Genomic DNA, 21,795 nt, shown 5'->3' with positions numbered 1-21,795 from the left:
TTTGGTTTTTAGGCAAGGGGTATGAGCAGGACGCGAAAGCTTTGTTCGGTTTTTACTTATTCTTACATGGAGGTAAGTCATTAGAATAACGCAGGGCAGTTATCGAGCCCATTCGGTTACAAATATCGCGCCGCAATTGAATTGCCCTTAGTTTGGACAAATTTCAATTCACAAAGGCCAACACGCCCTAGCAAAGCGATTGTATATTAGCGTGAGCAGTGGCAAGATTAGCTTGCTGGTTGATGCTTATTGTATCAAGCGCATGCTCAACAGGGTAAATAGCTAAAAATTTTGAAAAATTATATTGTTCTTAACAATTTAATCTTGAGTATGGGCAATTAGCCCCCATAACCCTAAGATTAAGCCACGTGGCCGAGGAAGCATTTTTTGACTATACATGATTTATCTAGCGCGCTAAACGCGTTATCAGCAACACCGCATCAGCACGCAATTAAAGGGATCAAACGTGGTATTGAGCGAGAGTCGTTGCGTATTAAAGGTAATGGCGCCATTTCCACTTTAGGACATCCTAAAGGCGTAGGTAGTGCATTAACAAACGGACATATTACTACCGACTTTTCAGAGTCATTACTTGAATTTATTACCCCTGTTAGTGAATCAGCGACAGAAACCTTAGCGCAATTAAAAGACCTGCAAAAGTTTACACTTGAGCACATGGGTGATGAGCTTTTATGGCCCATCAGTATGCCATGCTTTATTGAAGATCAAGATGACATCGTACTGGCTCAATTTGGTAACTCAAATACTGCGCGTATGAAAACCCTATACCGTGAAGGATTAAAAAACCGTTACGGTAGTATGATGCAAGCGATTGCGGGTGTTCATTTTAATATTTCTTTTCCAGAAACACTTTGGCAATCCTTACACACCTTAAAGCAAAGTGAGCAAAGCCTAGAAGCATTTATTTCGGATGGTTATTTAGCGCTTATTCGTAATTTCAAACGCGAGCTTTGGTTAATTAGTTACTTGTTTGGTGCCTCACCTGCATTATGTAATTCTTTTTTACAAGGTCGAAAAACTGACCTACCGTTTAAAAAACTAGGTAAAGGTACACTTTATTTAGAAGTAGGAACCGCGCTACGCTTGGGTGATTTAGGTTACACCAACAGTGCGCAATCTTCATTACGCGTAATGTATAACTCGCTTGATGAGTACGTTGCTGGGCTTAAAAAAGCAATCAACACGCCTTCTGACTTATACGGCGATATTGACGACTACACCACAGCAACACCTAAGCAGCTTAATAAAAATATTCTGCAAATCGAAAACGAATTTTATTCGCCGATCCGCCCTAAACGTAATGCTAAAAGTGGTGAAAAACCAACGGATGCATTATTAAGAGCAGGCATTGAGTATGTTGAAATTAGAGCGCTGGATGTAAACCCGTTTAGTGAAACGGGCATTGATATAGAGCAAATTCATTTTTTAGATGTGTTTTTAACGTATTGTTTGTTGAAAGACTCTCCAGAAATGCAGTGGAAAGAGCAAGCCCGCAGCACTGAGAATTTAGACACAGTGGTTAATCAGGGGCGTCAGTTAGGTGTTATGCTTAACGACAACAACCAACAGCGTACGTTACAAAGTTGGGGGAGAGAAATTTTTGACCAACTAAGTGAAGTCGCTGAGCATATGGATAAGGCGTATGGGGTGACCTATTACAGCGAAACCATCGCACAAATGGCTACTTGGGTTGATAACCCTGCGCTGACTTTTTCAGGGCGTTATGTGCGCGAGCTAGAAAGTGCGGGTATAGATAACGGTTTATTTGCTATTCAATTGGCTAATAAATATAAGCAAAGCCATGCACAAGCCAACTACAATGTGTTTTCTAAAGAATGGCTAGAGCAACAAGTTGTTCTCTCAGATAAAGCGCGAGAAGAAATAGAGCGCGCCGACACGCTAAGCTTTACTGACTTTTTAGATGAATATTTTAATGCCAAAGCATCTGCTTAAGTTTTTTTAAGCAAAAAAAACGCAGCCCAAGGTGGCTGCGTAAATATTCTTCAGGGATGAAACAATGCTATACTGCTGCATTCATATACTCAGACCCACGCTTTTTTAAAAAGTTCAGTGAGATCTTATAAAAATGAAAAAAAATGCAATTATTTTATCTTTTGCCCTCTCTTTAGCTGGGTGTGCCACTGCGCCGCCAAAGCAACCTAATGATCTTTGTAAAATTTTTGAAGAAAAGTCAGACTGGTACTTTGATGCAAAAGATGCACAAGAAAAATGGGGCTCACCTAAACATGTTCTTATGAGCATGATGTACCAAGAAAGTTCGTTTCGTCATGATGCCGCACCACCCATGGAGTATTTTTTATGGATAATTCCAACTGGGCGTGCCAGTGATGCTTACGGGTACTCACAAGCAAAAACTCCAACTTGGTCTGACTATATTCGTGAAACGGGTAACAGTGGGGCTGATAGAGATGATTTTGACGATGCAATCGACTTTATGGCATGGTTTGTTTATAAAACACATAAAGTAAATGGTATCTCTAAATGGGATGCTTACGCCCAATACTTAAATTATCACGAAGGGTGGGGCGGTTATAAACGCGGTACCTATAAAAAGAAAAAGTGGCTAATGAGTGTTGCTAATAAAGTAAAACACCGCGCAAGTCGTTATGGTGCGCAGCTTAAACGTTGTGAAGAGGAGCTTGATAAAGGCTGGTTTGAGCGACTGCTTTTTGGCTAACTACATATCTTAAAAGCAAAAAAAGGAGCCAAGGCTCCTTTTTTTAATGCATTATTTAAACTTACAACTTACGTTGATTTGGCTTAATTTTTACCTGTTTTATCATATTCTCTTTTACTTCTAACACCTCAACAGGGTAGCCGGCTATTTTAAGGCTTAAATTAGCATCTGGGATATCTTCTAGGTATTCCACAATTAAACCGCTGAGTGTTTTAGGGCCATCAAGAGGAAACTCCCAGCCCATCTCTTTGTTTAAGTCGCGCACGTTAGCGCCGCCATCAACAAGGTAAGAGCCATCGCTTTGTGTGGTCACTTCTTCACTTGGCGTACGTGTTTGCGTGGTAGTGAAATCGCCAACCACTTCTTCAAGAATATCCTCAAGGGTTACGAGACCTTGTATGTCGCCATATTCATCAACCACTATACCAATGCGCTCTTTTGATTGTTGGAACTTTAATAGCTGGGTATTTAGGGATGTCCCCTCAGGAATAAAGTAAATCTCACGTACAGCACGCAATAATGACGGTTTATCAAATTGCTCTTTGGTTAAAAGACGAAGAGCGTCACGCGAATGGATAAAACCTACCGCGTCATCAATATTGTCGCGATAAAGTAATACACGGGTGTGCTGAGCATGAGTTAATTGGCGGCTAATGAGCTTCCAATCGTCGTTAATATCAATCGCCACTATTTCGTTACGAGGGATCATAATATCTTCAACGGTCACTTGCTCTAAATCTAAAATAGAGGTCAGCATGCTTTGGTGACGAGCTGGCAGTAATGCGCCTGACTCATTCACCACTGTTTTAAGTTCTTCTTTACTCATGCTGTGCTCATCTATTTGTGCTGAGCTGATACCAAATAGACGTAAAATACCGTTGGTCATCCAGTTAACAACAACCACAAACGGGAATAGTATTTTGAGTAACCCTTTGAGAATAATAGAGCTTGGAAAGGCTACTTTTTCAGGGTACAACGCAGCAAGCGTTTTTGGGGTTACTTCTGCAAATATTAGTACCACTAGCGTTAACACACCGGTTGCAATACCAATACCTAAATCACCGTATAAACGAATACCAATGATAGTGGCTACCTGGGCGGCAGCGATATTTACAAGGTTGTTACCAATTAATATTAGGCCAATGAGTCTATCAGGACGGCTAAGTAATTTACTGACTCGTTTAGCTGCGCGATGTTCCTCTTTTGCAAGGTGGCGCAAGCGTATACGATTAATTGACATGATCCCGGTTTCTGAACCCGAGAAATAAGCAGAAAAAAGCACCAATAAACCTAAAATGATAAACAAGGTACTTGTCGATATGTCGTCCAACGATGGATCCTTTTTTTATAAACCAATGCGTATTAAGCTAGAGTGAGCTGACAGAGTCAAGTTAAAACTTATTTAACACCACTTCTTGTATAAAACGGCTGCCAAAATAAGCAAGTGTGAGGATAAATGCAGCGACCATGATGGTAATAACCACAGGTTTACCACGCCAGCCTTTTTTCATGTGCCCAAGCGCAACAGTGACAAAAATAACCCATGCGACAAGCGATAAAATGGTTTTATGGATAAATTCTTTTGCAAACATCCCATCTAAAAACACAAACCCTGTTAATAAGGCAAAGGTAAGTAACACCGTACCTAAGTTTAATAGTTGATAGAGCTGACGTTCTACCACCATTAATGGTGGCAAATGACTATGCACAATTGCTAAATCTTTACGTTTTAAGCGTTTATCAATAAAGTAAAACTGCACGCCGTATAAAGTGGCAATAATTAACACGCAATATGCTAACAGTGATAGCGATATATGTGTGATAAGGCCTATTTCAATATTAAAGCTTTGTAATAAAATATGGTGCGGTATAAACAAACTCGCAATGGTGAGTAGGGCTGCAAAGCCATAGACAACCGGTAACAGCAATGTAGCAGGGAACTTTAACGACACCGCAGTAACCGACACCACAATAACCCAGCAGGTCAGCAGTGCAACATTAACAATGCTTAAATCTTGCCCGTCGGAGCGAAACACCGAATTAACCAACAGCAGCATGTGCGCTAGTATAGCCACGGTACTTAAAATAACCGTTACCTTTTGGCTGGGGCCTTGTTGATGAAACAGGCGTGTTAACACGTGAGACGTTGCTAACACATAAAATAAACTGGCAATAATAGTTAAACTAATAATCAGCATTGTGCTTGGGCCACTTATAATTAGAGTCAAATAATTCTTGTTGTTATAAGCACATTGTATTTTATAGCAAAGCAATTGCATAGACCTAAAAAAAGAAACTCAATAAGCTGTGCTTCAATACTGTATTGTGCGCCATCATTTACGGTATACTGTTTTTAATTGAAATTTAATACTATTGCTCCCATCTAATAAGTAAAATGCAAATAAGCTTGAGCTTATTGGGTCAATATAAACGTCTTATCGGAACCGTTACATGTTTGAGAACCTCCAAGAACGATTAGGTAAAACCTTAAAAAATATTAGTGGCCGCGGCCGTTTAACAGAAGACAACATTAAAGACACGCTACGTGAAGTACGTATGGCGTTTTTAGAAGCTGACGTTGCGCTGCCTGTTGTTCGCGAGTTTGTAAAGCAAGTTAAAGAACGTGCCGTAGGTGTTGAAGTAACTAAAAGCTTAAGTCCTGGCCAAGTATTTATAAAAATAGTGCGCGAAGAGCTTGAAAAAGCGATGGGTGAAGCCAACGAAGAGCTTAGCCTAAATGCACAGCCGCCAGCCGTTGTTATGATGGCTGGTTTACAAGGTGCCGGTAAAACAACCAGTGTTGGTAAGCTTGCTAAGTTTTTAAAAGAGCGTAAGAAAAAGTCAGTGCTAGTTGTTAGTGCCGATGTATACCGTCCGGCGGCTATTAAACAGCTTGAAACACTTGCCAGCGAAGTTGACGTGGATTTTTTCCCAAGTGATATTTCGCAAAAACCAGTAGATATCGCCACCGCTGCTATTTCTCATGCTAAAAAGAAATTTATAGACGTAGTTTTAGTTGATACCGCCGGCCGTTTGCACGTAGATAACGAAATGATGGGCGAAATTAAAGACCTTCATAAAGCAATCAACCCAATCGAAACATTATTTGTGGTTGATGCAATGACGGGTCAAGATGCGGCGAATACCGCTAAAGCATTTGATGAAGCGCTACCTCTAACCGGTGTTATTTTAACTAAAACAGATGGTGATGCACGCGGTGGTGCTGCTTTATCTATTCGGCATATTACCGGCAAGCCAATTAAATTTATGGGTGTGGGTGAGCGTACGGATGCACTAGAGCCGTTCCATCCCGATCGTATCGCATCGCGTATTTTAGGCATGGGGGATGTACTTTCATTAATCGAAGAAGTCGAAATGAAAGTCGATAAGGAAAAAGCAGCTAAGGTCGCCGAAAAAGTATTTAAAGGCAACGGCTTTACCCTTGATGATTTTGCAGAGCAATTAAAGCAAATGAAAAATATGGGTGGCATGATGTCGATGCTAGATAAGCTGCCTGGTATGCAAAACTTACCCGATGCTGTAAAAGGCCAAATGGGTGACAAAACCTTCATTCAAATGGAAGCAATCATCAGCTCTATGACCAAACAAGAGCGTGCGCGTCCTGAGATTATTAAAGGCTCTCGTAAAAAACGTATAGCCGCAGGCTCTGGTACACAGGTACAAGAGATAAATAAACTGCTAAAACAGTTTACGCAAATGCAAAAAATGATGAAAAAAATGAAAGGTAAAGGCGGCATGCAAAAAATGATGCGCGGCATGAAAGGCATGTTACCACCTGGAATGATGGGTGGCGGTGGCCCTAAATTTTAATGTAGCGCTTAAATAGCCGCTATATAATGTATAACAAAAGGGCTAATTGGCCCTTTTTTGTTGAATAAATTATGCGCGTGGTGCATGATAATCTATTAATTGTGGCTCAGATCACAGTTTAACCTACTAAAGTGGCTTTTTGCTTCACTTCTTACTTGCATTGTTGCTAAAAACTCGTACAATTCCCCAGCTCCCCATACTGGGGAGTAAATCTTATTAATGAAAACAGTCAATCTATTTAGAGGACGGTATGGTAACTATTCGTTTGCAACGTGGTGGCGCTAAAAAACGCCCTTTCTATCAAATTGTGGTTGCGGATAGCCGTTTCTCGCGTGACGGTCGCTTCATCGAGAAAATTGGTTTCTTTAACCCAATTGCTTCAGGTCAAGAAGAAAAACTTCGTTTAGATTTACCTCGTGTTGATCACTGGGTAGGTCAGGGCGCAGGTCTTTCTGATCGTGTAGCTAAGTTAGTTAAAGACGCTCGTAAAGCGGCTTAATAGGCGTAAGTGTAACCATGAGTCAAGAGAACACCTCATCAATTATTGTCGTAGGAAAGCTCGGTGCCCCATATGGTATAAAGGGCTGGCTTAAGGTACATTCATTTACTGATGATCCCCAAGGGATCTTCGATTTCAGCCCGTGGTTGATAGGGCAACAAGGTAAATGGCAGACCTTAGAAGTGGTCGACTGGCGTCGCCACAACAAAGGCTTTATCGCTAAAATTGCGCAAGTAAACGACAGAGACGAAGCAATGGCTTATACCCATGCAGAAATATCTGTTGATTCAGCGCAATTACCAGAACTCCCGCAAGGCGAGTTTTATTGGCGAGATCTCATTGGCATGTCGGTTGTAACTGATAAAGGTTACAATTTAGGCACTGTTGATGACCTGATGGAGACAGGATCGAATGATGTACTGGTTGTTAAGGCAAACAGTAAAGATGCATTTGGTCAAGCTGAGCGTTTGATTCCTTTTTTAACTGATTCAGTAATTAAAGAAGTTAAATACGAAGCGAGAGAAATTACCGTAGACTGGGATCCTGGGTTTTAATGACTCAAACTAGTTCATTATGGGTAGGGGTGATAAGCCTTTTCCCAGACATGTTTGATGCTATTACACACCAAGGTGTCACTGGTCGCGCAGTGAAAAATGGCTTAATTGACTTTAACTGCTGGAATCCACGTGACTATGCTTTAGATAAGCACAGAACCGTAGATGACCGTCCTTACGGGGGCGGCCCAGGTATGTTAATGATGGTTGAACCATTAAAACAAGCTATTCTTGACGCTAAAAAAGCGGCAGGTGATGGCGCAAAAGTAATTTATATGTCCCCGCAAGGGCGCAAATTAGATCAGCAAGGGGCTAGCGAACTCGCAAACTCTGAAAAGCTGATTTTGATTGCCGGTCGCTATGAAGGTATAGACGAGAGAATAATAGAGTCATACGTTGACGAAGAATGGTCAATTGGTGATTTTATTTTGAGTGGTGGTGAATTACCTGCCATGACATTAATTGATGCAGTAGCGCGATTAGTGCCAGGCGTGTTAGGTCATAACCAGTCAGCAGAGCAAGACTCATTTTCGGATGGCTTGCTAGATTGTCCTCACTATACACGGCCAGAAACATTGGACGACAAACAGGTGCCTGCTGTACTACTCAGTGGAAACCACCAAGAGATAGCAAAATGGCGGCTTAAGCAGTCATTAGGCAGAACTTGGCTACGACGTCCTGACTTGTTGCATAACCTAGCTCTGACTGAGGAGCAAGCGGTATTACTCGCACAATTTCAGCAAGAGTACCAAAAAGCTTGTGGCTAGAAGACAGTTACACCTAGGAAAGTGAGAAACATAATGGCAAAAGTAAACCAAAATATTATTAAAGCGCTTGAAGAAGAGCAGCTTAAAACAGACGTACCAGCATTCGGCGCTGGTGATACAGTAGTTGTACAGGTACGTGTAAAAGAAGGTAACAAAGAGCGTCTACAGGCCTTTGAAGGTGTTGTAATCGCTAAGCGTAATCGTGGTCTTCACTCAGCATTCACAGTTCGTAAAATTTCGAGCGGTGAAGGTGTTGAGCGTGTATTCCAAACGCACAGCCCTCTTATTGATAGCGTAACAGTTAAGCGTCGTGGTGCGGTTCGTCGTGCTAAGCTTTACTACCTACGTGAGCGTTCTGGTAAATCTGCACGTATTAGAGAAAAACTTAACTAATACGCGCTGTTTATCAACGCAAAGAAAACGGGTTGCAGCCTCACGGTTGCAACCCGTTTTGGTTTTTAAGCCATTAAATAACATACTACCTCTTCACAAAAGCACCCCTCTGTATTAAGTAATCTTCACTCGCGTTGTTACATTAACCTTTTAACCCATACTTGATCCTGTTAGTATTTAACGTATTGATTAGTTTACTTAAATGTAAATATATATTTACGAAATGAGTTGTTTATAGGTGGAATGAGAAACGTGGCTGAATTAAGTGATTTATCACAATTACGAGATGGCATAGATGAGTGCGATGCGCAATTAGTTGCTTTACTTGCAAAGCGAAATGCAATAACCCAAAAAATTGGTGCTATTAAGCAGCAAAATGGCGCCCCCCTGCATGCCCCTGAAAGAGAAGCTACTTTGCTAGCTGCTCGTCGTGATGAAGCGATTAAACAAGGAGTCAGCCCTGAACTTGTTGAAGACATATTAAGGCGCATGATGCGCGAAGCCTATCAAAACCAACAAGCTAAACTTGCCTGTGCAGCTCCTGATTTATCACCTATTGTAATTGTAGGTGGGCAAGGGGCAATGGGCCAGTTATTTGCTCAGCAGTTTATTCGTTCAGGTTATGAAGTTAAGATTTTAGATAAAGATCAGCAAAACGATGCTAAAGCCATTTTAGCTGGCGCAAAATTAGTGATGATCAGTGTGCCTATCAATGCACTTGAGGCCGTGGTTGCTAAGCTACCTAAACTTGATGATGACTGTTTGCTTGTTGATATTACCTCAGTTAAGCAATCACCCATTAAGGCATTAAAGGCGGCGCATTCTGGGCCCGTTGTTGGCCTGCACCCTATGTTTGGCCCTGATATTTCTCACTGGGTTAAACAAACTGTTGTTGTGTGTGAAGGCCGAGCGCATGATGCTGCAAAAGGCTTACTACAGCAGTTGCAAGTATGGGGTTGCCAACTTGTTGAGCTAGATGCTAAAAAGCATGATGAAGCCATGCAAATTATACAAGTAATGCGCCACTTAACGACCTTTGTTTATGGGCAGTTTTTAGCAAAGCAAAGCCATACGCTTGAGGAACTAAGGAGCTGTTCGTCTCCTATTTATCAGTTAGAGTTGATGATGGTAGGGCGCTTATTTGCACAATCTCCTGAGCTATACTCAGATATAATGTTGGCCCAGTTTGATAATGTTGAGAGTTTATTAGCGCAATACCAAGAGACCTTTGCACAAACTCTTGAAAAGCTAAAAGCGGGAGATAAAGGCGCACTCATCGATGCATTTGCTGATGCTAAAGCGTATTTTTCAGACTCGACCGCGCACTTTTTAACGCAAAGCCGTAGCCTGCTAAATAAAGCAAATGACGCCAAGGTATTAGATTAAAAGGGTTAAAAATGTGTAGTTACTTAAGCTATACGTTGAAAGCATTTTAAATCAGCGATTAAAAAAGGGCCTACTTAGGCCCTTTTTAGTATTTGCGTGTTAGGTTAGGTATTAACACTCACAGCTTGTAAAGACTCACTTTGATAACAGCCTAAAACGCGCACATATTGAGTATGCTCTTTTAGCTCCTCTAAGGCATGTTGTACTTGGCTATCGGCAAGGTTTGCTTCTAAGTCCACATAAAACACTTCTTCCCACGGGTTACCCGGTACAGGACGAGACTCTAGTTTAACTAAGTTTATTTGATGTTGTTTAAACACCATTAACGCATCAGCCAATGAACCTGCTTGTTGTTTAGTGGCCATAATAAGGCTGGTTTTAGTCGGTATTTGTTTAGATACCTGCAGAGGTTTGCGCGCCACCACGATAAAGCGGCTGTGGTTTTCACTTTGATTCGCAAGGTTTGATTTAATCACTTCAAGGCCAACGTTTTTACCTGCCTGCGCTGAGCCAATAGCCGCACTATTTGGCGTATTTAAAGCTGACTGTAGAGCACTTGAGGTTGAATCACAGGTTTCATGTTGTAAATCACCGAGGCCTTGTAAAAAGCGACTACATTGAGCAAATGGCTGAGGATGGGCATAAATTTTAGTTAATTGGCTTAATTCAGTATCTGGGGTGGCAAGTAAGCAGTGCTCTACACTGTGTGTAACTTCACCTACAATTGATACTTGAGCATGTTGTAATAAATCAAATACTTCGTTAATACTGCCCGAGCTGGTGTTTTCTATAGGCAGCAAACCAAAATCTGCTTGGCCATTTTCTACTTTGCCCGTAATTTCATCAAACGAGGTACAGCCAATTTCGACTAACTTGCCAGGGCGGCGGCTAAAGTATTTATGACATGCTAGCTGACTGTACGAGCCTTGCCCGCCTAAGTAAGTAACGCGATGTGTTTCGCTTAATGCATCGGGGTTTAAGTTTTTTTGCAGCATGGCCTGTTGATGCAGCACAGAGTCTTCCAAAATGGTTTGAAAAACGTTATTTACATAATACGCATCTAGACCAAGCGACTTGCCATAACCAATCAGCTTTTCGAGTAAGGCTAGTTCGCGCGCTTCATCACGAATCGGTTTGTTATTCGCAATTTTATACTCAACAACACCGTGGCTAATACGGCGGCGCTTAGCTAATAACACCAATAGATCGGAGTCTATTTCGTTAATGTCGTGTCTGAGCGCGTTTAAAACATCGTTGGTCATTTTGGTTTCCTCATTCCAAAAATAAGTTGCTTAGTGCAACTAAAACAAAAAAGCCTCCCAAGTGGGAGGCTTTGCTATTCGATTGATTTTATCTCACAAACAGTTCAGCCTCTTTTATATAAAGAAGCTAAAAAAAGAAAAAAAAGTGCAAGATAAGATAATTTTCATGCTGTTAATGTATGAGGTGTTACTAGCAAAGTCAACAAGCAAGCCAGTTTAAATAGACATAATGAATAATTATCAGCTCCTAGCTAACATTTAGATAAAATTTACAAATAGTTTATAAATATGAATAGGGATCTGGTATATTTCAGGTATTAGCTAAAAATAACAACAACTAAAATAGTAAGGTTGGCCTGTGGTGTATAGACGCCCTCCATCGCGTTTTGGACTAAATTCTTTAAGTGTAAAGCTGTCGTTGCTTATATCTGCAATTTGTTTAATTGCCGGTGTGTGCGCTGCCGCGCTGATGCTTAAATCTGAAGAGAAACAATTAGTTTTCGAAGAGCATGAAGTACTTAAAAGCTCCACCGAATTACTTATCAGGCAATTTGACGCACTAATCAAAACAAAATCAGCCGTTGCCAAACAGGCTAATAATGTTGTGTCAGAGCAGCTATTTAGTGATAGTTCAGCAATCAATTTATCTAACAAAACCCAGTTACAATTTAATAGCGACGGCACTATACGCAGTGCATCGAGCGACGGCCTTTCAGCCGCATTTCTTCCTCAGCAGCATTATTCTCCTTTTTATAAGCGTTTATTTAATAACTCAGAGTCGTTATGGAAAGTCATTTCACCAACCTTAATTCACGACTTTTTTAATTTTTATATGATCACCAAAGACGATTTCATCCGTGTCTCGCCTCCCAATTGGGCGTTAAACGCACCGGCTGAACTCAGAGGCTCTAATGGTGCAACATTTAAGTATGTACAAAGTGATTTAAACCCCAGCAGAGAACCTGTGTGGTCTAAGGTTTATTACGATAAAGTATGGCATAAATGGGTTATTAGTTTGCTTGTCCCTTTGTATGTTGATAATGAATTTTTAGGGGTGACCGGCAGCGATATAGATTTAAACACGCTGATTTCATTTTTACCTGTGGGCGATAAAGAAAAACATTTACTGGTTTTTGATAAAAAAGGCCAACTGCTTGCTCACCCGAGTCTTAACCCAGCGCTACAAGCAAGTTATGGCAGCAAAGATAAAACAATAACAACAAACGAATTCGTTAATCCGCAATTGCAAGCCATTATAAATGAAGCAATTACCATGAAATTACCAGAGTATGCTAATTCGTTTGTACAAAATGATGAAGCACACATTATTAATATTCGTAAAATTGATAAATTAGACTGGTATATTGGGGTTTATAAAAAACGCTCATCAACGCTCTCTGCTCTGCAAGATTTAAAACTGAAGTTCTTTGGCTTGTTTGTGCTTTATGCGGTCTTGGTTGCCTTATTGTTACACCAAGCGCTGTATCAGCTAGTGCTTCGCAGAATTCACACATTAGTACATGCAGTTACTGGCTTTGGTAAAGGGCAATTACTAACCGAATTCCCGCCAGAGAACAAAGACGAAATAGGCACGCTAAACGGCTCATTTAGAGATATGACCGTAGAAATTCGTAAGCTTATAGATGGGTTAAACCAGCGAATTACAGAAAAAGAAATTGCCGAGAAAGCCGCTAATAGGCTCTCTAAAGCCGTTGCCTTCTCAGGAACCGGTGTGGTGATCACCGATGAAAACTTTGTTATAGAATACGTTAATCCCAAAATGCTTGAGATGACAGGCTACCCAGAGAGCCACTTTAACCGCGCGCCGCTGTTGAATATTATCGCATCTGAGATGGCCATTTTGGTTGAAGATATCAATATCGACCTTCGCAGTAGAAACTACTGGCGTGGTGATACCTTGATTCAGGGCAATGATAAACAGCCTATTTGGGTATCGCTAAGTGTTTCTCCTATTCGCGAAGATGGCGGTGAGATCACCAGTTATGTAGCCTCCGCACAAGATATTTCGTTTGTTAAAGAAAGCCAGCGCAAAATGGAGCAGCTTGCGTACTTTGACACGTTAACGGGCTTAGCAAACCGAACATTTTTTAGAATGCAGCTGCGTAAATCAATGGCTTTGGCTGAGCGCGGCCATTATGCGTTTGCACTTTTTTACTTTGATTTAGATGAATTTAAACGCATTAACGATACGTTAGGCCACGATGCAGGCGATCAGTTACTAATTGAAGTTGCTAACCGCCTTAAAGCACGCTTACGCGCCGAAGATACAATTGCCCGCCTAGGGGGCGACGAATTTGCTGTATTACTCAGTGGTATTGAAAGCCAAGAGCATGCCAGTGATGTCGCAAATACTATTCAAAAAACACTTAATGTGCCTATAAAGCTTGGCAATAACGAAGTAATAGTCAGCGCTAGTATTGGTATTACAATGGCCCCTTACGATAGCCTAGAAGAAGATCAGCTTTTAAAACATGCTGATTTAGCAATGTATGAGGCAAAAGCCAAAGGGCGTAATACTTACCACTTTTATAGCCAAGAGCTGAACGCGGCTGCCAATGAAAGGCTGTTCATTGAAAACGAATTACGCCATGCGATTAAAGAAAAACAGTTTGAGGTTTATTATCAGCCGCAAATAAACTCATTAACTCAGCACGTTGTAGGCTATGAAGCGCTACTACGCTGGTTCCACCCAGTAGAAGGGCTTATATCGCCGACCAAGTTTATTCCTATTGCTGAGGCAACAGGGCTCATTGTAGAACTCGGTGAGTGGGTATTGCAGCAATCGTGCGAGTTTGCCGTGCGTTTAGCGCAAGATGGACGAGATAACAACGTATCTATTAATTTATCGGCACGTCAGTTTAAAGACGCTAATTTAGTGCCCATGCTAAGCAGTATTATTAAACAAACAGGGGTAAGTGCTAAGCGGTTACACTTGGAGCTTACCGAAAGTATGCTAATGGGCAATGTTGAAGCTGCTATTACGCAGTTACACGAACTAAAAGCACTGGGCATTTCAATATCGATTGATGATTTTGGTACTGGCTATTCGTCGCTAAGTTACTTAAAACGATTCCCGGTCGACATATTAAAAATTGACCGCTCGTTTGTAAAAGATATCCCTGCTGATTCTAATGACATGGAAATTACCGCCGCTATTATAGCCATGGCGCAAAAGCTTAAATTAGACGTAGTTGCAGAAGGGGTTGAAACGATTGAACAAGTAGAGTTTTTGCAAAATAATAATTGTTATATTGTGCAAGGGTTTTATTACAGTAAACCGATTGCTGAGAGCGAACTGCTAGCGTTATACAAAAAATTAAACGATGCGCCTAACATTGCTAGTAGCAAATAAAAAGTTGCGGGTTTAGCCACCCGCAATTTTTACTTTAAATTTAAGGGTTTCTAAAATCCCTTTTAGTTTTTCGCGATCATCGCCTTGAACTTCAATAATGCCTTCTTTTACCGCGCCACCTTGGCCCATTTTACTTTTTATGGTTTTAGCTAGCTTTTTTAGATCGTGCGCTTTTGGATCTATACCCACAACCAACATCACACCTTTACCTTTTCGGCCCTTAGTTTGGCGCTCTATGCGGATAAAGCCATCTTTAAATAGTTTTGCAGTGGGTTCTTGCTCAACCTTTGGCTGGCTAATTCGGCCCATATCGGTTGAATATACTAAGCGGTTATCACTCATAATTTACCTAAATAAACGTTTTTATTGATGTATTAAATAATAACAAATTTGCTGGCGAGTGTTTTTATTTTTGCTAAATACTTTTAACAGGTTATATTTAGGTCAAAGGAAATATTATTGGAGTTTATAATGAGTTTAACAAAGAGTTTATCGGTTGATGAAAGTACTTTAACGATACAAATTAAAGGCAAATTTGACTTTAATTTAGTGCAATCATTTCGCCAAGCCTATGCCCAAATTGAGCCTAAAACAAATAAAGTGATTATCGATTTAAGAGAGACCGACTACATGGATAGCTCTGCTCTTGGTATGTTGCTTAACATGAAAAAAACCATTGAAAGCCAGGTACAAACAATAGAGATCAGCAATTGTCAGCCTCAGCTTAAAAAAATACTGCAAATATCACGTTTTGATAAGAAGTTTGATATTAACTAATGACCCACGTACTTATTGTTGACGATCAGGCGCTTAATCGCATCCTGCTCGAAAAAATGCTGCTCGAAGAAAACTATAAAATATCAATTGCGTTTAACGGCCTAGAAGCACTCGAGGTGTTAGAAAAAGAAGCGATTGATATTGTTCTACTCGATGTACTTATGCCGGTAATGGATGGCTTTGAAGCTGCAAAGCTGATAAAGCAGCGATACAACGACGTTTATCTACCCATTATTTTTATTACTTCGCTTGAAGATCAAAGCAGCTTTGAGCGTTGTTTAGAAGTAGGCGGGGATGACTTTATTCAAAAGCCGTTTGAAAAAGTAATTTTAAACGCAAAAATTAAAGCGCACAGCCGTACGCGCGAATTAAGTAAAAAAGCCCATCAACAAAACACCTTACTTGAGTATCATCGCAATCAAATAGAGCGCGAGCACGAAATAATTGAGCACATTTTTAATAATTCGCTCGAAAACCAAGATAAGTTTAAAGACCATTTAGACTTTAGCCTTTCTCCTGCTTCTATGTTTAACGGTGACATGTTTTTAGTCGCGCAAAGCCCAATAGGCAATTTATATTGCATGTTGGGTGATTTTACCGGGCATGGGTTAGCGGCCGCGATTGGAGCATTACCTGCATCACGGGTGTTTTACACTATGGTGCAAAAAGGCATGGCTGTTAACGATATCGCCTCTGAGATCAATATATTACTGCATAATTTACTGCCAGAGCACATGTTCTGCGCGGCGACTATTATTGAGCTCAGTGCCTCGGGCAAAAGTATTTCAGCATGGCTTGGTGGCTTACCAGATGCGTACTTAATAAATACCGATGGTGAAGTAAAGCAAACGCTTGAGTCGCAACATATGGCGCTGGGGATTTTAGACAGCGATGAATTTGAATATGAACTAATTAATTTAGAAGTTGATAAAAACACCCGCTTGGTGCTTTCAACCGATGGCATAATAGAAACTAACAACGACGCCGATATTTTTTATGGTGAGCAGCGCTTTTTAGCAGCACTTAAAAGCAAGCCGATGATCAGCAGTCAGCGTGTTATAGATAATGTAAATACCTTTGCCAATGGCAGTGAGCAATTAGACGACTTAAGCTTAGTGCTGCTTAATTGTTTGCCGCTAACCCCAGAGCCTGAGGCCAAAGAGGCGTATTCTAATTTGGCATTTAACTTTTCACTTAGCTTAAACGCACAGCAAATTAAATGCACAGACCCTGTGTATGATGTTGTTAATGTATTAAGCAGTGTTGAGGGGCTTAGGTCGCATCGCTCAAATATATTTTTATTGCTCTCTGAGGCGTATAACAATGCACTTGATCACGGCGTGTTAGGCCTTGATTCAGACATAAAAAAACAAGACGATGGCTTTTTTAAATACTATGAATTAAGAGAGCAAGCACTGAGTAAAATGAAAGAGGCGATGATTATTATTGATATGCGTTATTGCCCAGATACTTTGTGTTTGTACTTTATTATTTGTGACTCGGGTAGGGGGTTCTCAAGTGACTCCTCTACACGTACCGAACTCAACGCAGAGTTTGGCCGTGGCTTATCGTTACTCGAAGAAGTGGCAGAAAAAGTCACGTATAACGCAAGTGGTAACCAAGTCGAAATGTGTTACAAGTTGCTATAGCTCAGAAAAAATTTCCATGTTATTATCTAAAAAATTTTAGATGTATGGATGGCCAAATGATTTCTTCTTACCTTGATATTGCGCAATTAAATATAGACCCACAATTAATTGCCAAAGAGCTAGAGCAGCTAGAACAGTATATTGCTGCAAGCGCGCTGCCGTCTGTACGTTGGGAATATCAAATTCCTGAACTCGGTGAAGGCGGTGCGTGTAGTTTGTTTGGTTATTTACAAGATGAGCCATTTAAACTTATTGATCACGTGAGCGCGACTTCACAAAACGAGCAAAAACTAGCAAACCTACAAAATATAGTTAATTACATAGAGCAGCAAACACAGGTCGATTGGTATGGTATTTATCAAGCGGTTGACACTGCTCAGGGTCCGCAATTATTAAAGCTGGCGTATCAAGGTGCGCCAAGCCGTCCACTGTTTCCTCTTACTGAAGCATTCGCAGCAGGCAGCAATAATGTACAAGTTGCATTGTCTAAGCGCGGGCGTGTAATTAACAACGTAGAAAACTATTTAGCACAAGGTGGTGAGTACTATACGTGTGACCCTAAAGTGAAAGCTGAAACCTGTTTACCCTTATTTAACGAGCAACATGAATGCGTCGGTATTATAGATGCAGAGGCATTTAGTAACGACTTTTTTGATAGCCGTACACTGGCTGTATTAGTTGCGTGCTGCATTAAAATTCCTCACTTTCTAGTGTAAATATCACTAGCCAAGAAGGTAAGCTTTTATGTTAAGCTTACTACAACAGCCAACCCCTAATTAATGATAAGAGATAGCTAATGTTCTCAGAATTAAAACCATTACCAACAGATCCTATTCTTGGCCTTATGGCAGCCTATAAACAAGATACAAACCCTAACAAGATTGATTTAGGTGTAGGTGTCTATAAAGATGAGCAAGGCAACACACCGGTATTAAAAGCGGTAAAAAAAGCTGAAGCATTTCGTTTAGAAAACGAAACAAGCAAATCTTACATTGGTTTAGCGGGTAACTTAGACTACTGTCAAAAAATGGAAAACCTATTACTAGGTGAGCACCAAGCACTTTTAGCAAACCGCGTACGTACTGCACAAGCACCAGGTGGTACAGGTGCACTTCGCGTTGCCGCTGAATTTGTTAAGCGTTGCAATAAAGACGCAACAGTGTGGGTAACTACGCCAACATGGGCAAACCACATTAGCTTGTTTGAAGCTGCGGGCTTAAACGTTAAAGAATACCCGTACTACGATTACGAAAACAAAGATTTATTGTTCGACGACATGATAAACACCCTTAAGCAAGTACCAAAAGGGGATATTGTGCTACTTCATGCTTGTTGTCATAACCCAAGTGGTATGGACTTAAACGAGACACAGTGGAACACAGTTGCTCAGCTTGCAAAAGAAGTTGGCTTTACACCACTTATTGATATTGCTTACCAAGGCTTTGGCTCGTCACTTGAAGAAGATGCACGTGGACTGCGCATTTTAGCTGATGCAGTAGAAGAGCTAATTATTTGTTCATCATGTTCTAAAAACTTTGGCTTATACCGTGAGCGTATTGGTGCGTGTTCAATTATTGCAAAAGACACTGCAACCGCTGATATTTCAAATTCAGTGCTATTAAGCGTTGTTCGTAGTATTTATTCAATGCCTCCAGCGCACGGTGCTGACATTGTAAACACTATTTTAAGCAGCACAGAGCTTACACAAATGTGGCACAGTGAGCTTGATGAAATGCGTAATCGTATTAATGGTTTACGTAGCTTAATTAAAGAAAGCTTAGCAGCAAAAGAGATAGAGCAAGACTTTTCGTTTATTGAACGTCAACACGGTATGTTTTCTTTCTTAGGCATTAATAAAGAGCAAATTGCGCGCCTACAAAAAGAATACGGTATTTACATTGTTGGTTCTAGCCGCGTAAATGTTGCGGGTATTAGTGATACTAATATTGAGTATTTCGCAAACGCCGTTGCTGACGTTTGTAAATAATACTACTACATAACAGTAATAAAAAACCGCCCAGCCTAAACTTTAGGCTGGGCGGTTTTTTTTAGCTGTTATTTATACCAATTAGCTAATACCAATCCGCAATGATACTTAATTATTTTGCGGGGCTAAACGTGTCGCTACCTGCGTTAAAAAGCTCTCATTTAGAACACCTAAATAGCGATTTTTTTGCCGAGCTATCAACACGTTTATCCTCCCTCAAAGTAGATCACTTAATTAAGCGAATTGGTATAACTATAATTACAGCACTATTCGCTTTCGATTAAGTCTTCTACGCCTACAATCAGCCACGGTGCATCGGAGGTGGTAGCACGCTGAAGGTGCCAAATCTCTAAAATAGGCTCTTCTTTTTTGTCGTCTAAGTCGCGGTATTTGCCTTTAAATTGCACACTTACTTGCCACGAATTTGCTGTTGTTTCAGCGCGCACAAGCTCGGCATCAATAAACATCACCTCAGTCGCTACCCGTTCAATCGCTTCGCGCTCAGCTTTAAACTCTTGAGCTAACGATGGGCTTAAATACTCAGCCATCGTGGCGTAATCTGCATTATTCCACGCAGTTTGCATAGTGTGATAGTGGCTACGCGCGCCTTGTAAAAAGCCATTTACGTCAAAATTAGGGGGTAAATTGAAAGGTACTTGCTCAGTGTGTGCGCTTTGCTGGGTAAAACCACTGCTGGCAGGTTGCTCTGCGGCAGTTTGCTTAAAAGCAGAGTGCCCCGTAGCGTGTGTACCGGCTAATTGCGGGGAGTGGCGAGCGCGCATAAACCCCGTAATAAGTTTAAACAAAATAAAGACAACGCCTGCTAATAAAATAATTTCTAATAGCTGCATGCCCTCAAAGTTATCTCCTAGCATAGCGGCAATTAAACCGCCGGCTAACAATCCGCCTAATACGCCGGCCATAATGCCTTTTTTACTGCTTTTTGTCTTGGCTGCAGGTGCTGTGGTATCGGCTTTTTGCTTTTGTGTGGTTTGTTGTGTTGCTGGGGTTGTACCGCGTTTACTACTACCAAACTTTTTGCGTGCGTGTGCATCAAAACTTGCTGTACACAGTAGTGCAAGTAATGAAAATATAACGATGATGTTCTTCATGTAATTCCCTAAGTTAAACTGAGCGGTGAGTATAATTAACTTTTCAGTAAAAATTAATAATTACATTTAAAATCAATTGTTTTGGATGAAAAATGAGCGCTGAATAGGCACAAAAAAACCGCTCAGTGTTACTCAGCGGTTTTTAGTCGTTAAGCGCTAGTTACAGCCAGCGAATGGCATTGGTAACCCGTTCGTTGTACACATTAATTGGCGCGCCGGTATTAGCCACTAAAATAGTATCGGCTTTGTCGCCTCGATTAATATGACCTGCAAAGCGCGCATCATGAAAATCATCTTCGCCAAACCCAAACGACTTATTCTCAGAAGGAACAATAAAGACCGTCATTGGGCCAAAGTCCGACTCAAAAATTAAGTGCAGACCTTTTTCACCTTTAAAGTCGCAAAACATCGCATAAGTAATTTTACCTGGCAGCTCTTCTATATGAGCGCCTAGCAGTGCAAGCTTATCGTTAACGCTTTGTAGGCTAATAGCATTGGTTTTTTCAAGGGCGGTAATTTCATGGTAAACATGGGTTAAAGCATGTTCGCCTGCTTCATGAGCAATGTGTTGCTCTGTGCTAAAAAAGAATGCGCCAATAGCTACAAAAAAAGACGCGGCTAGGGCTAAGTGAACACGGTCAAACTTAAAACGTGAGCGTGCATCTACAACGTTATCCCCAGTTGCTTGCTCTTCTTGCATTGCTTTTTCTTTTAACGAGGTGTTTAAAAGAATACGCTCAGCAAGATTGTCAGGCACAGGCACATCTAACGCATCTTGAATTTGTTTATCAAAGTCTTTCATATCGCTTATAAAGTTTTGTCGCTCAGAGCTCTCTTTAGCAAACTCTAAAAGCTCCTTATCTAAATCGTTTGGCTGCGCAATAGTGCGTCGACGAAACTCAAGTTCATCCATTATTTTGATGCCCCTTTAAGTTGTTCATCATCACGGCTTAAAGCCTCTTTAAGTTGGTTTCTGGCACGGTATAAACGAGTCATAACCGTGTTTTTATTTAAATCGAGAATCTCTGCTATTTCTTCACCAGAGCACCCCATAACAACTTGCAGAAGTAAGGGTTCTCTGTATTCATCAGATAGCAGCGCAATTTGGCGTTGGATAACCGTTTGCTCCATTTCATCATCTAACGAATGGCTGGTTTCATCGACAAGTGTATCGTTTTCTACATCGCTGTAGTCAAACTGCTTGCGCTCAAAGCGACGTGCATTTTCTCTACGCAAAATAGTCAGCAGCCAAGGCTTGGCGGCTTTTTGATCCAATAATGAGTCAAGCGAGCGCCAAGCACGTAAAAACGTTTCTTGTACTAGGTCATCTGCAATATGTGGGTCACGGCATAACCAATAAGCAAAGCGATAAAGCTCCTTATTATATACATGGACCAAGGCTTCATAGCGCTTTTGTTTCTCTGCCATATCAACTAAGACCTGATTATTTGATTTTTTCTTTCCAAGCATAAGTACTTTTTTAATT

Annotated in this window: 20 protein-coding genes; 13 read left to right on the top strand and 7 right to left on the bottom strand. The window is 40.9% G+C overall.

Annotated elements, in window-relative coordinates; genetic code table 11:
• The first annotated feature begins 387 nt into the window (after window positions 1-387).
• On the top strand, window positions 388-1,974 hold the full coding sequence (gene gshA / locus CWB60_RS05505) for a glutamate--cysteine ligase (protein ID WP_126006354.1): 1,587 nt from the start codon (window positions 388-390) through the stop codon (window positions 1,972-1,974).
• Window positions 1,975-2,107: 133 nt separating this feature from the next.
• The gene (locus CWB60_RS05500; RefSeq protein ID WP_024031857.1) at window positions 2,108-2,719 is read left to right on the top strand and encodes a transglycosylase SLT domain-containing protein; all 612 of its coding nucleotides are present in this window, start codon (window positions 2,108-2,110) and stop codon (window positions 2,717-2,719) included.
• 61 nt (window positions 2,720-2,780) lie between these two features.
• Here the strand turns inward: CWB60_RS05500 and CWB60_RS05495 are convergent, their stop codons facing one another.
• Both CWB60_RS05495 and CWB60_RS05490 read right to left on the bottom strand, forming a co-directional pair.
• Window positions 2,781-4,049, bottom strand: a complete 1,269-nt coding sequence (locus CWB60_RS05495; protein WP_004587330.1) for an HlyC/CorC family transporter — start codon at window positions 4,047-4,049, stop codon at window positions 2,781-2,783.
• Window positions 4,050-4,110: 61 nt separating this feature from the next.
• Window positions 4,111-4,917, bottom strand: coding sequence for a cytochrome C assembly family protein (locus tag CWB60_RS05490; RefSeq protein WP_024031858.1), 807 nt, complete (start codon window positions 4,915-4,917; stop codon window positions 4,111-4,113).
• A 253-nt stretch (window positions 4,918-5,170) separates the two neighbouring features.
• Here CWB60_RS05490 and ffh point away from each other — a divergent pair, with 253 nt between their 5' ends.
• The 6 genes from ffh to tyrA all read left to right on the top strand — a co-directional run bounded on the left by ffh (window position 5,171) and on the right by tyrA (window position 10,149).
• A complete protein-coding gene (gene ffh / locus CWB60_RS05485) occupies window positions 5,171-6,550 on the top strand; it encodes a signal recognition particle protein (protein ID WP_024031859.1) in 1,380 nt (459 codons plus the stop codon).
• A 250-nt stretch (window positions 6,551-6,800) separates the two neighbouring features.
• Window positions 6,801-7,049 carry a 30S ribosomal protein S16 gene (gene rpsP, locus CWB60_RS05480; RefSeq protein WP_004587327.1) on the top strand — a complete coding sequence of 83 codons (249 nt, stop codon included), beginning with the start codon at window positions 6,801-6,803 and terminating at the stop codon, window positions 7,047-7,049.
• Between the two features lie 17 nt (window positions 7,050-7,066).
• Window positions 7,067-7,603, top strand: a complete 537-nt coding sequence (gene rimM, locus CWB60_RS05475) for a ribosome maturation factor RimM (protein WP_004587326.1) — start codon at window positions 7,067-7,069, stop codon at window positions 7,601-7,603.
• Window positions 7,603-8,370 carry a tRNA (guanosine(37)-N1)-methyltransferase TrmD gene (trmD, locus tag CWB60_RS05470; RefSeq protein ID WP_004587325.1) on the top strand — a complete coding sequence of 256 codons (768 nt, stop codon included), beginning with the start codon at window positions 7,603-7,605 and terminating at the stop codon, window positions 8,368-8,370. The genes rimM and trmD overlap by 1 nt, the downstream gene beginning before the upstream one ends.
• Window positions 8,371-8,403: 33 nt before the next feature.
• Window positions 8,404-8,763, top strand: a complete 360-nt coding sequence (rplS, locus tag CWB60_RS05465; protein WP_004587324.1) for a 50S ribosomal protein L19 — start codon at window positions 8,404-8,406, stop codon at window positions 8,761-8,763.
• 252 nt (window positions 8,764-9,015) lie between these two features.
• Complete coding sequence (gene tyrA / locus CWB60_RS05460; RefSeq protein WP_024031860.1) at window positions 9,016-10,149, top strand: bifunctional chorismate mutase/prephenate dehydrogenase; 1,134 nt, start codon at window positions 9,016-9,018, stop codon at window positions 10,147-10,149.
• A gap of 104 nt (window positions 10,150-10,253) precedes the next feature.
• Here tyrA and CWB60_RS05455 read toward each other — a convergent pair whose 3' ends face one another.
• Window positions 10,254-11,411 carry a chorismate mutase gene (locus CWB60_RS05455; protein WP_054982179.1) on the bottom strand — a complete coding sequence of 386 codons (1,158 nt, stop codon included), beginning with the start codon at window positions 11,409-11,411 and terminating at the stop codon, window positions 10,254-10,256.
• Between the two features lie 358 nt (window positions 11,412-11,769).
• Between CWB60_RS05455 and CWB60_RS05450 the strand changes: the two genes are divergently transcribed.
• Window positions 11,770-14,784, top strand: coding sequence for a bifunctional diguanylate cyclase/phosphodiesterase (locus CWB60_RS05450; protein WP_171036117.1), 3,015 nt, complete (start codon window positions 11,770-11,772; stop codon window positions 14,782-14,784).
• Window positions 14,785-14,796: 12 nt separating this feature from the next.
• Here the strand turns inward: CWB60_RS05450 and CWB60_RS05445 are convergent, their stop codons facing one another.
• On the bottom strand, window positions 14,797-15,126 hold the full coding sequence (locus tag CWB60_RS05445; protein ID WP_024031864.1) for an SUI1 family translation initiation factor: 330 nt from the start codon (window positions 15,124-15,126) through the stop codon (window positions 14,797-14,799).
• Window positions 15,127-15,255: 129 nt separating this feature from the next.
• Here CWB60_RS05445 and CWB60_RS05440 point away from each other — a divergent pair, with 129 nt between their 5' ends.
• The 4 genes from CWB60_RS05440 to CWB60_RS05425 all read left to right on the top strand — a co-directional run bounded on the left by CWB60_RS05440 (window position 15,256) and on the right by CWB60_RS05425 (window position 19,197).
• Complete coding sequence (locus tag CWB60_RS05440) at window positions 15,256-15,561, top strand: STAS domain-containing protein (protein WP_004587319.1); 306 nt, start codon at window positions 15,256-15,258, stop codon at window positions 15,559-15,561.
• Complete coding sequence (locus CWB60_RS05435; RefSeq protein WP_138577486.1) at window positions 15,561-17,210, top strand: fused response regulator/phosphatase; 1,650 nt, start codon at window positions 15,561-15,563, stop codon at window positions 17,208-17,210. Before CWB60_RS05440 ends, CWB60_RS05435 begins: the two co-directional genes overlap by 1 nt.
• Before the next feature lie 56 nt (window positions 17,211-17,266).
• Window positions 17,267-17,926, top strand: coding sequence for a GAF domain-containing protein (locus CWB60_RS05430; RefSeq protein ID WP_138577484.1), 660 nt, complete (start codon window positions 17,267-17,269; stop codon window positions 17,924-17,926).
• An 80-nt stretch (window positions 17,927-18,006) separates the two neighbouring features.
• Entirely contained in the window at window positions 18,007-19,197 is a 1,191-nt protein-coding gene (locus tag CWB60_RS05425) for an amino acid aminotransferase (RefSeq protein ID WP_004587316.1), read from the top strand.
• Window positions 19,198-19,463: 266 nt separating this feature from the next.
• Here the strand turns inward: CWB60_RS05425 and CWB60_RS05415 are convergent, their stop codons facing one another.
• The 3 genes from CWB60_RS05415 to CWB60_RS05405 form a co-directional block, all read right to left on the bottom strand.
• Window positions 19,464-20,309, bottom strand: a complete 846-nt coding sequence (locus CWB60_RS05415; protein ID WP_138577482.1) for a Tim44 domain-containing protein — start codon at window positions 20,307-20,309, stop codon at window positions 19,464-19,466.
• 160 nt (window positions 20,310-20,469) lie between these two features.
• Window positions 20,470-21,222, bottom strand: a complete 753-nt coding sequence (locus CWB60_RS05410) for a DUF3379 family protein (protein WP_024031868.1) — start codon at window positions 21,220-21,222, stop codon at window positions 20,470-20,472.
• Window positions 21,222-21,779, bottom strand: coding sequence for a sigma-70 family RNA polymerase sigma factor (locus tag CWB60_RS05405; RefSeq protein WP_039972214.1), 558 nt, complete (start codon window positions 21,777-21,779; stop codon window positions 21,222-21,224). The genes CWB60_RS05410 and CWB60_RS05405 overlap by 1 nt, the downstream gene beginning before the upstream one ends.
• Window positions 21,780-21,795: the final 16 nt, after the last annotated feature.

Origin of the sequence: Pseudoalteromonas sp. S327 (assembly GCF_005886415.1) — a bacterium.
Taxonomy (GTDB): Bacteria; Pseudomonadota; Gammaproteobacteria; order Enterobacterales; family Alteromonadaceae; genus Pseudoalteromonas; species Pseudoalteromonas atlantica.
The sequence above is the reverse complement of the archived record's forward strand: the minus strand, read 5'-3'. Positions and strand labels throughout refer to the sequence as shown.

What these genes read in the sequence shown, in the direction of transcription:
- CWB60_RS05500 (WP_024031857.1), top strand. Translation starts at nt 2,108, where the DNA reads ATGAAAAAAAATGCAATTATTTTATCTTTTGCCCTCTCTTTAGCTGGG.
- CWB60_RS05490 (WP_024031858.1), bottom strand. Translation starts at nt 4,917, where the DNA reads ATGCTGATTATTAGTTTAACTATTATTGCCAGTTTATTTTATGTGTTA.
- ffh (WP_024031859.1), top strand. Translation starts at nt 5,171, where the DNA reads ATGTTTGAGAACCTCCAAGAACGATTAGGTAAAACCTTAAAAAATATT.
- rpsP (WP_004587327.1), top strand. Translation starts at nt 6,801, where the DNA reads ATGGTAACTATTCGTTTGCAACGTGGTGGCGCTAAAAAACGCCCTTTC.
- rimM (WP_004587326.1), top strand. Translation starts at nt 7,067, where the DNA reads ATGAGTCAAGAGAACACCTCATCAATTATTGTCGTAGGAAAGCTCGGT.
- trmD (WP_004587325.1), top strand. Translation starts at nt 7,603, where the DNA reads ATGACTCAAACTAGTTCATTATGGGTAGGGGTGATAAGCCTTTTCCCA.
- rplS (WP_004587324.1), top strand. Translation starts at nt 8,404, where the DNA reads ATGGCAAAAGTAAACCAAAATATTATTAAAGCGCTTGAAGAAGAGCAG.
- CWB60_RS05455 (WP_054982179.1), bottom strand. Translation starts at nt 11,411, where the DNA reads ATGACCAACGATGTTTTAAACGCGCTCAGACACGACATTAACGAAATA.
- CWB60_RS05445 (WP_024031864.1), bottom strand. Translation starts at nt 15,126, where the DNA reads ATGAGTGATAACCGCTTAGTATATTCAACCGATATGGGCCGAATTAGC.
- CWB60_RS05440 (WP_004587319.1), top strand. Translation starts at nt 15,256, where the DNA reads ATGAGTTTAACAAAGAGTTTATCGGTTGATGAAAGTACTTTAACGATA.
- CWB60_RS05435 (WP_138577486.1), top strand. Translation starts at nt 15,561, where the DNA reads ATGACCCACGTACTTATTGTTGACGATCAGGCGCTTAATCGCATCCTG.
- CWB60_RS05430 (WP_138577484.1), top strand. Translation starts at nt 17,267, where the DNA reads ATGATTTCTTCTTACCTTGATATTGCGCAATTAAATATAGACCCACAA.
- CWB60_RS05425 (WP_004587316.1), top strand. Translation starts at nt 18,007, where the DNA reads ATGTTCTCAGAATTAAAACCATTACCAACAGATCCTATTCTTGGCCTT.
- CWB60_RS05415 (WP_138577482.1), bottom strand. Translation starts at nt 20,309, where the DNA reads ATGAAGAACATCATCGTTATATTTTCATTACTTGCACTACTGTGTACA.
- CWB60_RS05410 (WP_024031868.1), bottom strand. Translation starts at nt 21,222, where the DNA reads ATGGATGAACTTGAGTTTCGTCGACGCACTATTGCGCAGCCAAACGAT.
- CWB60_RS05405 (WP_039972214.1), bottom strand. Translation starts at nt 21,779, where the DNA reads ATGCTTGGAAAGAAAAAATCAAATAATCAGGTCTTAGTTGATATGGCA.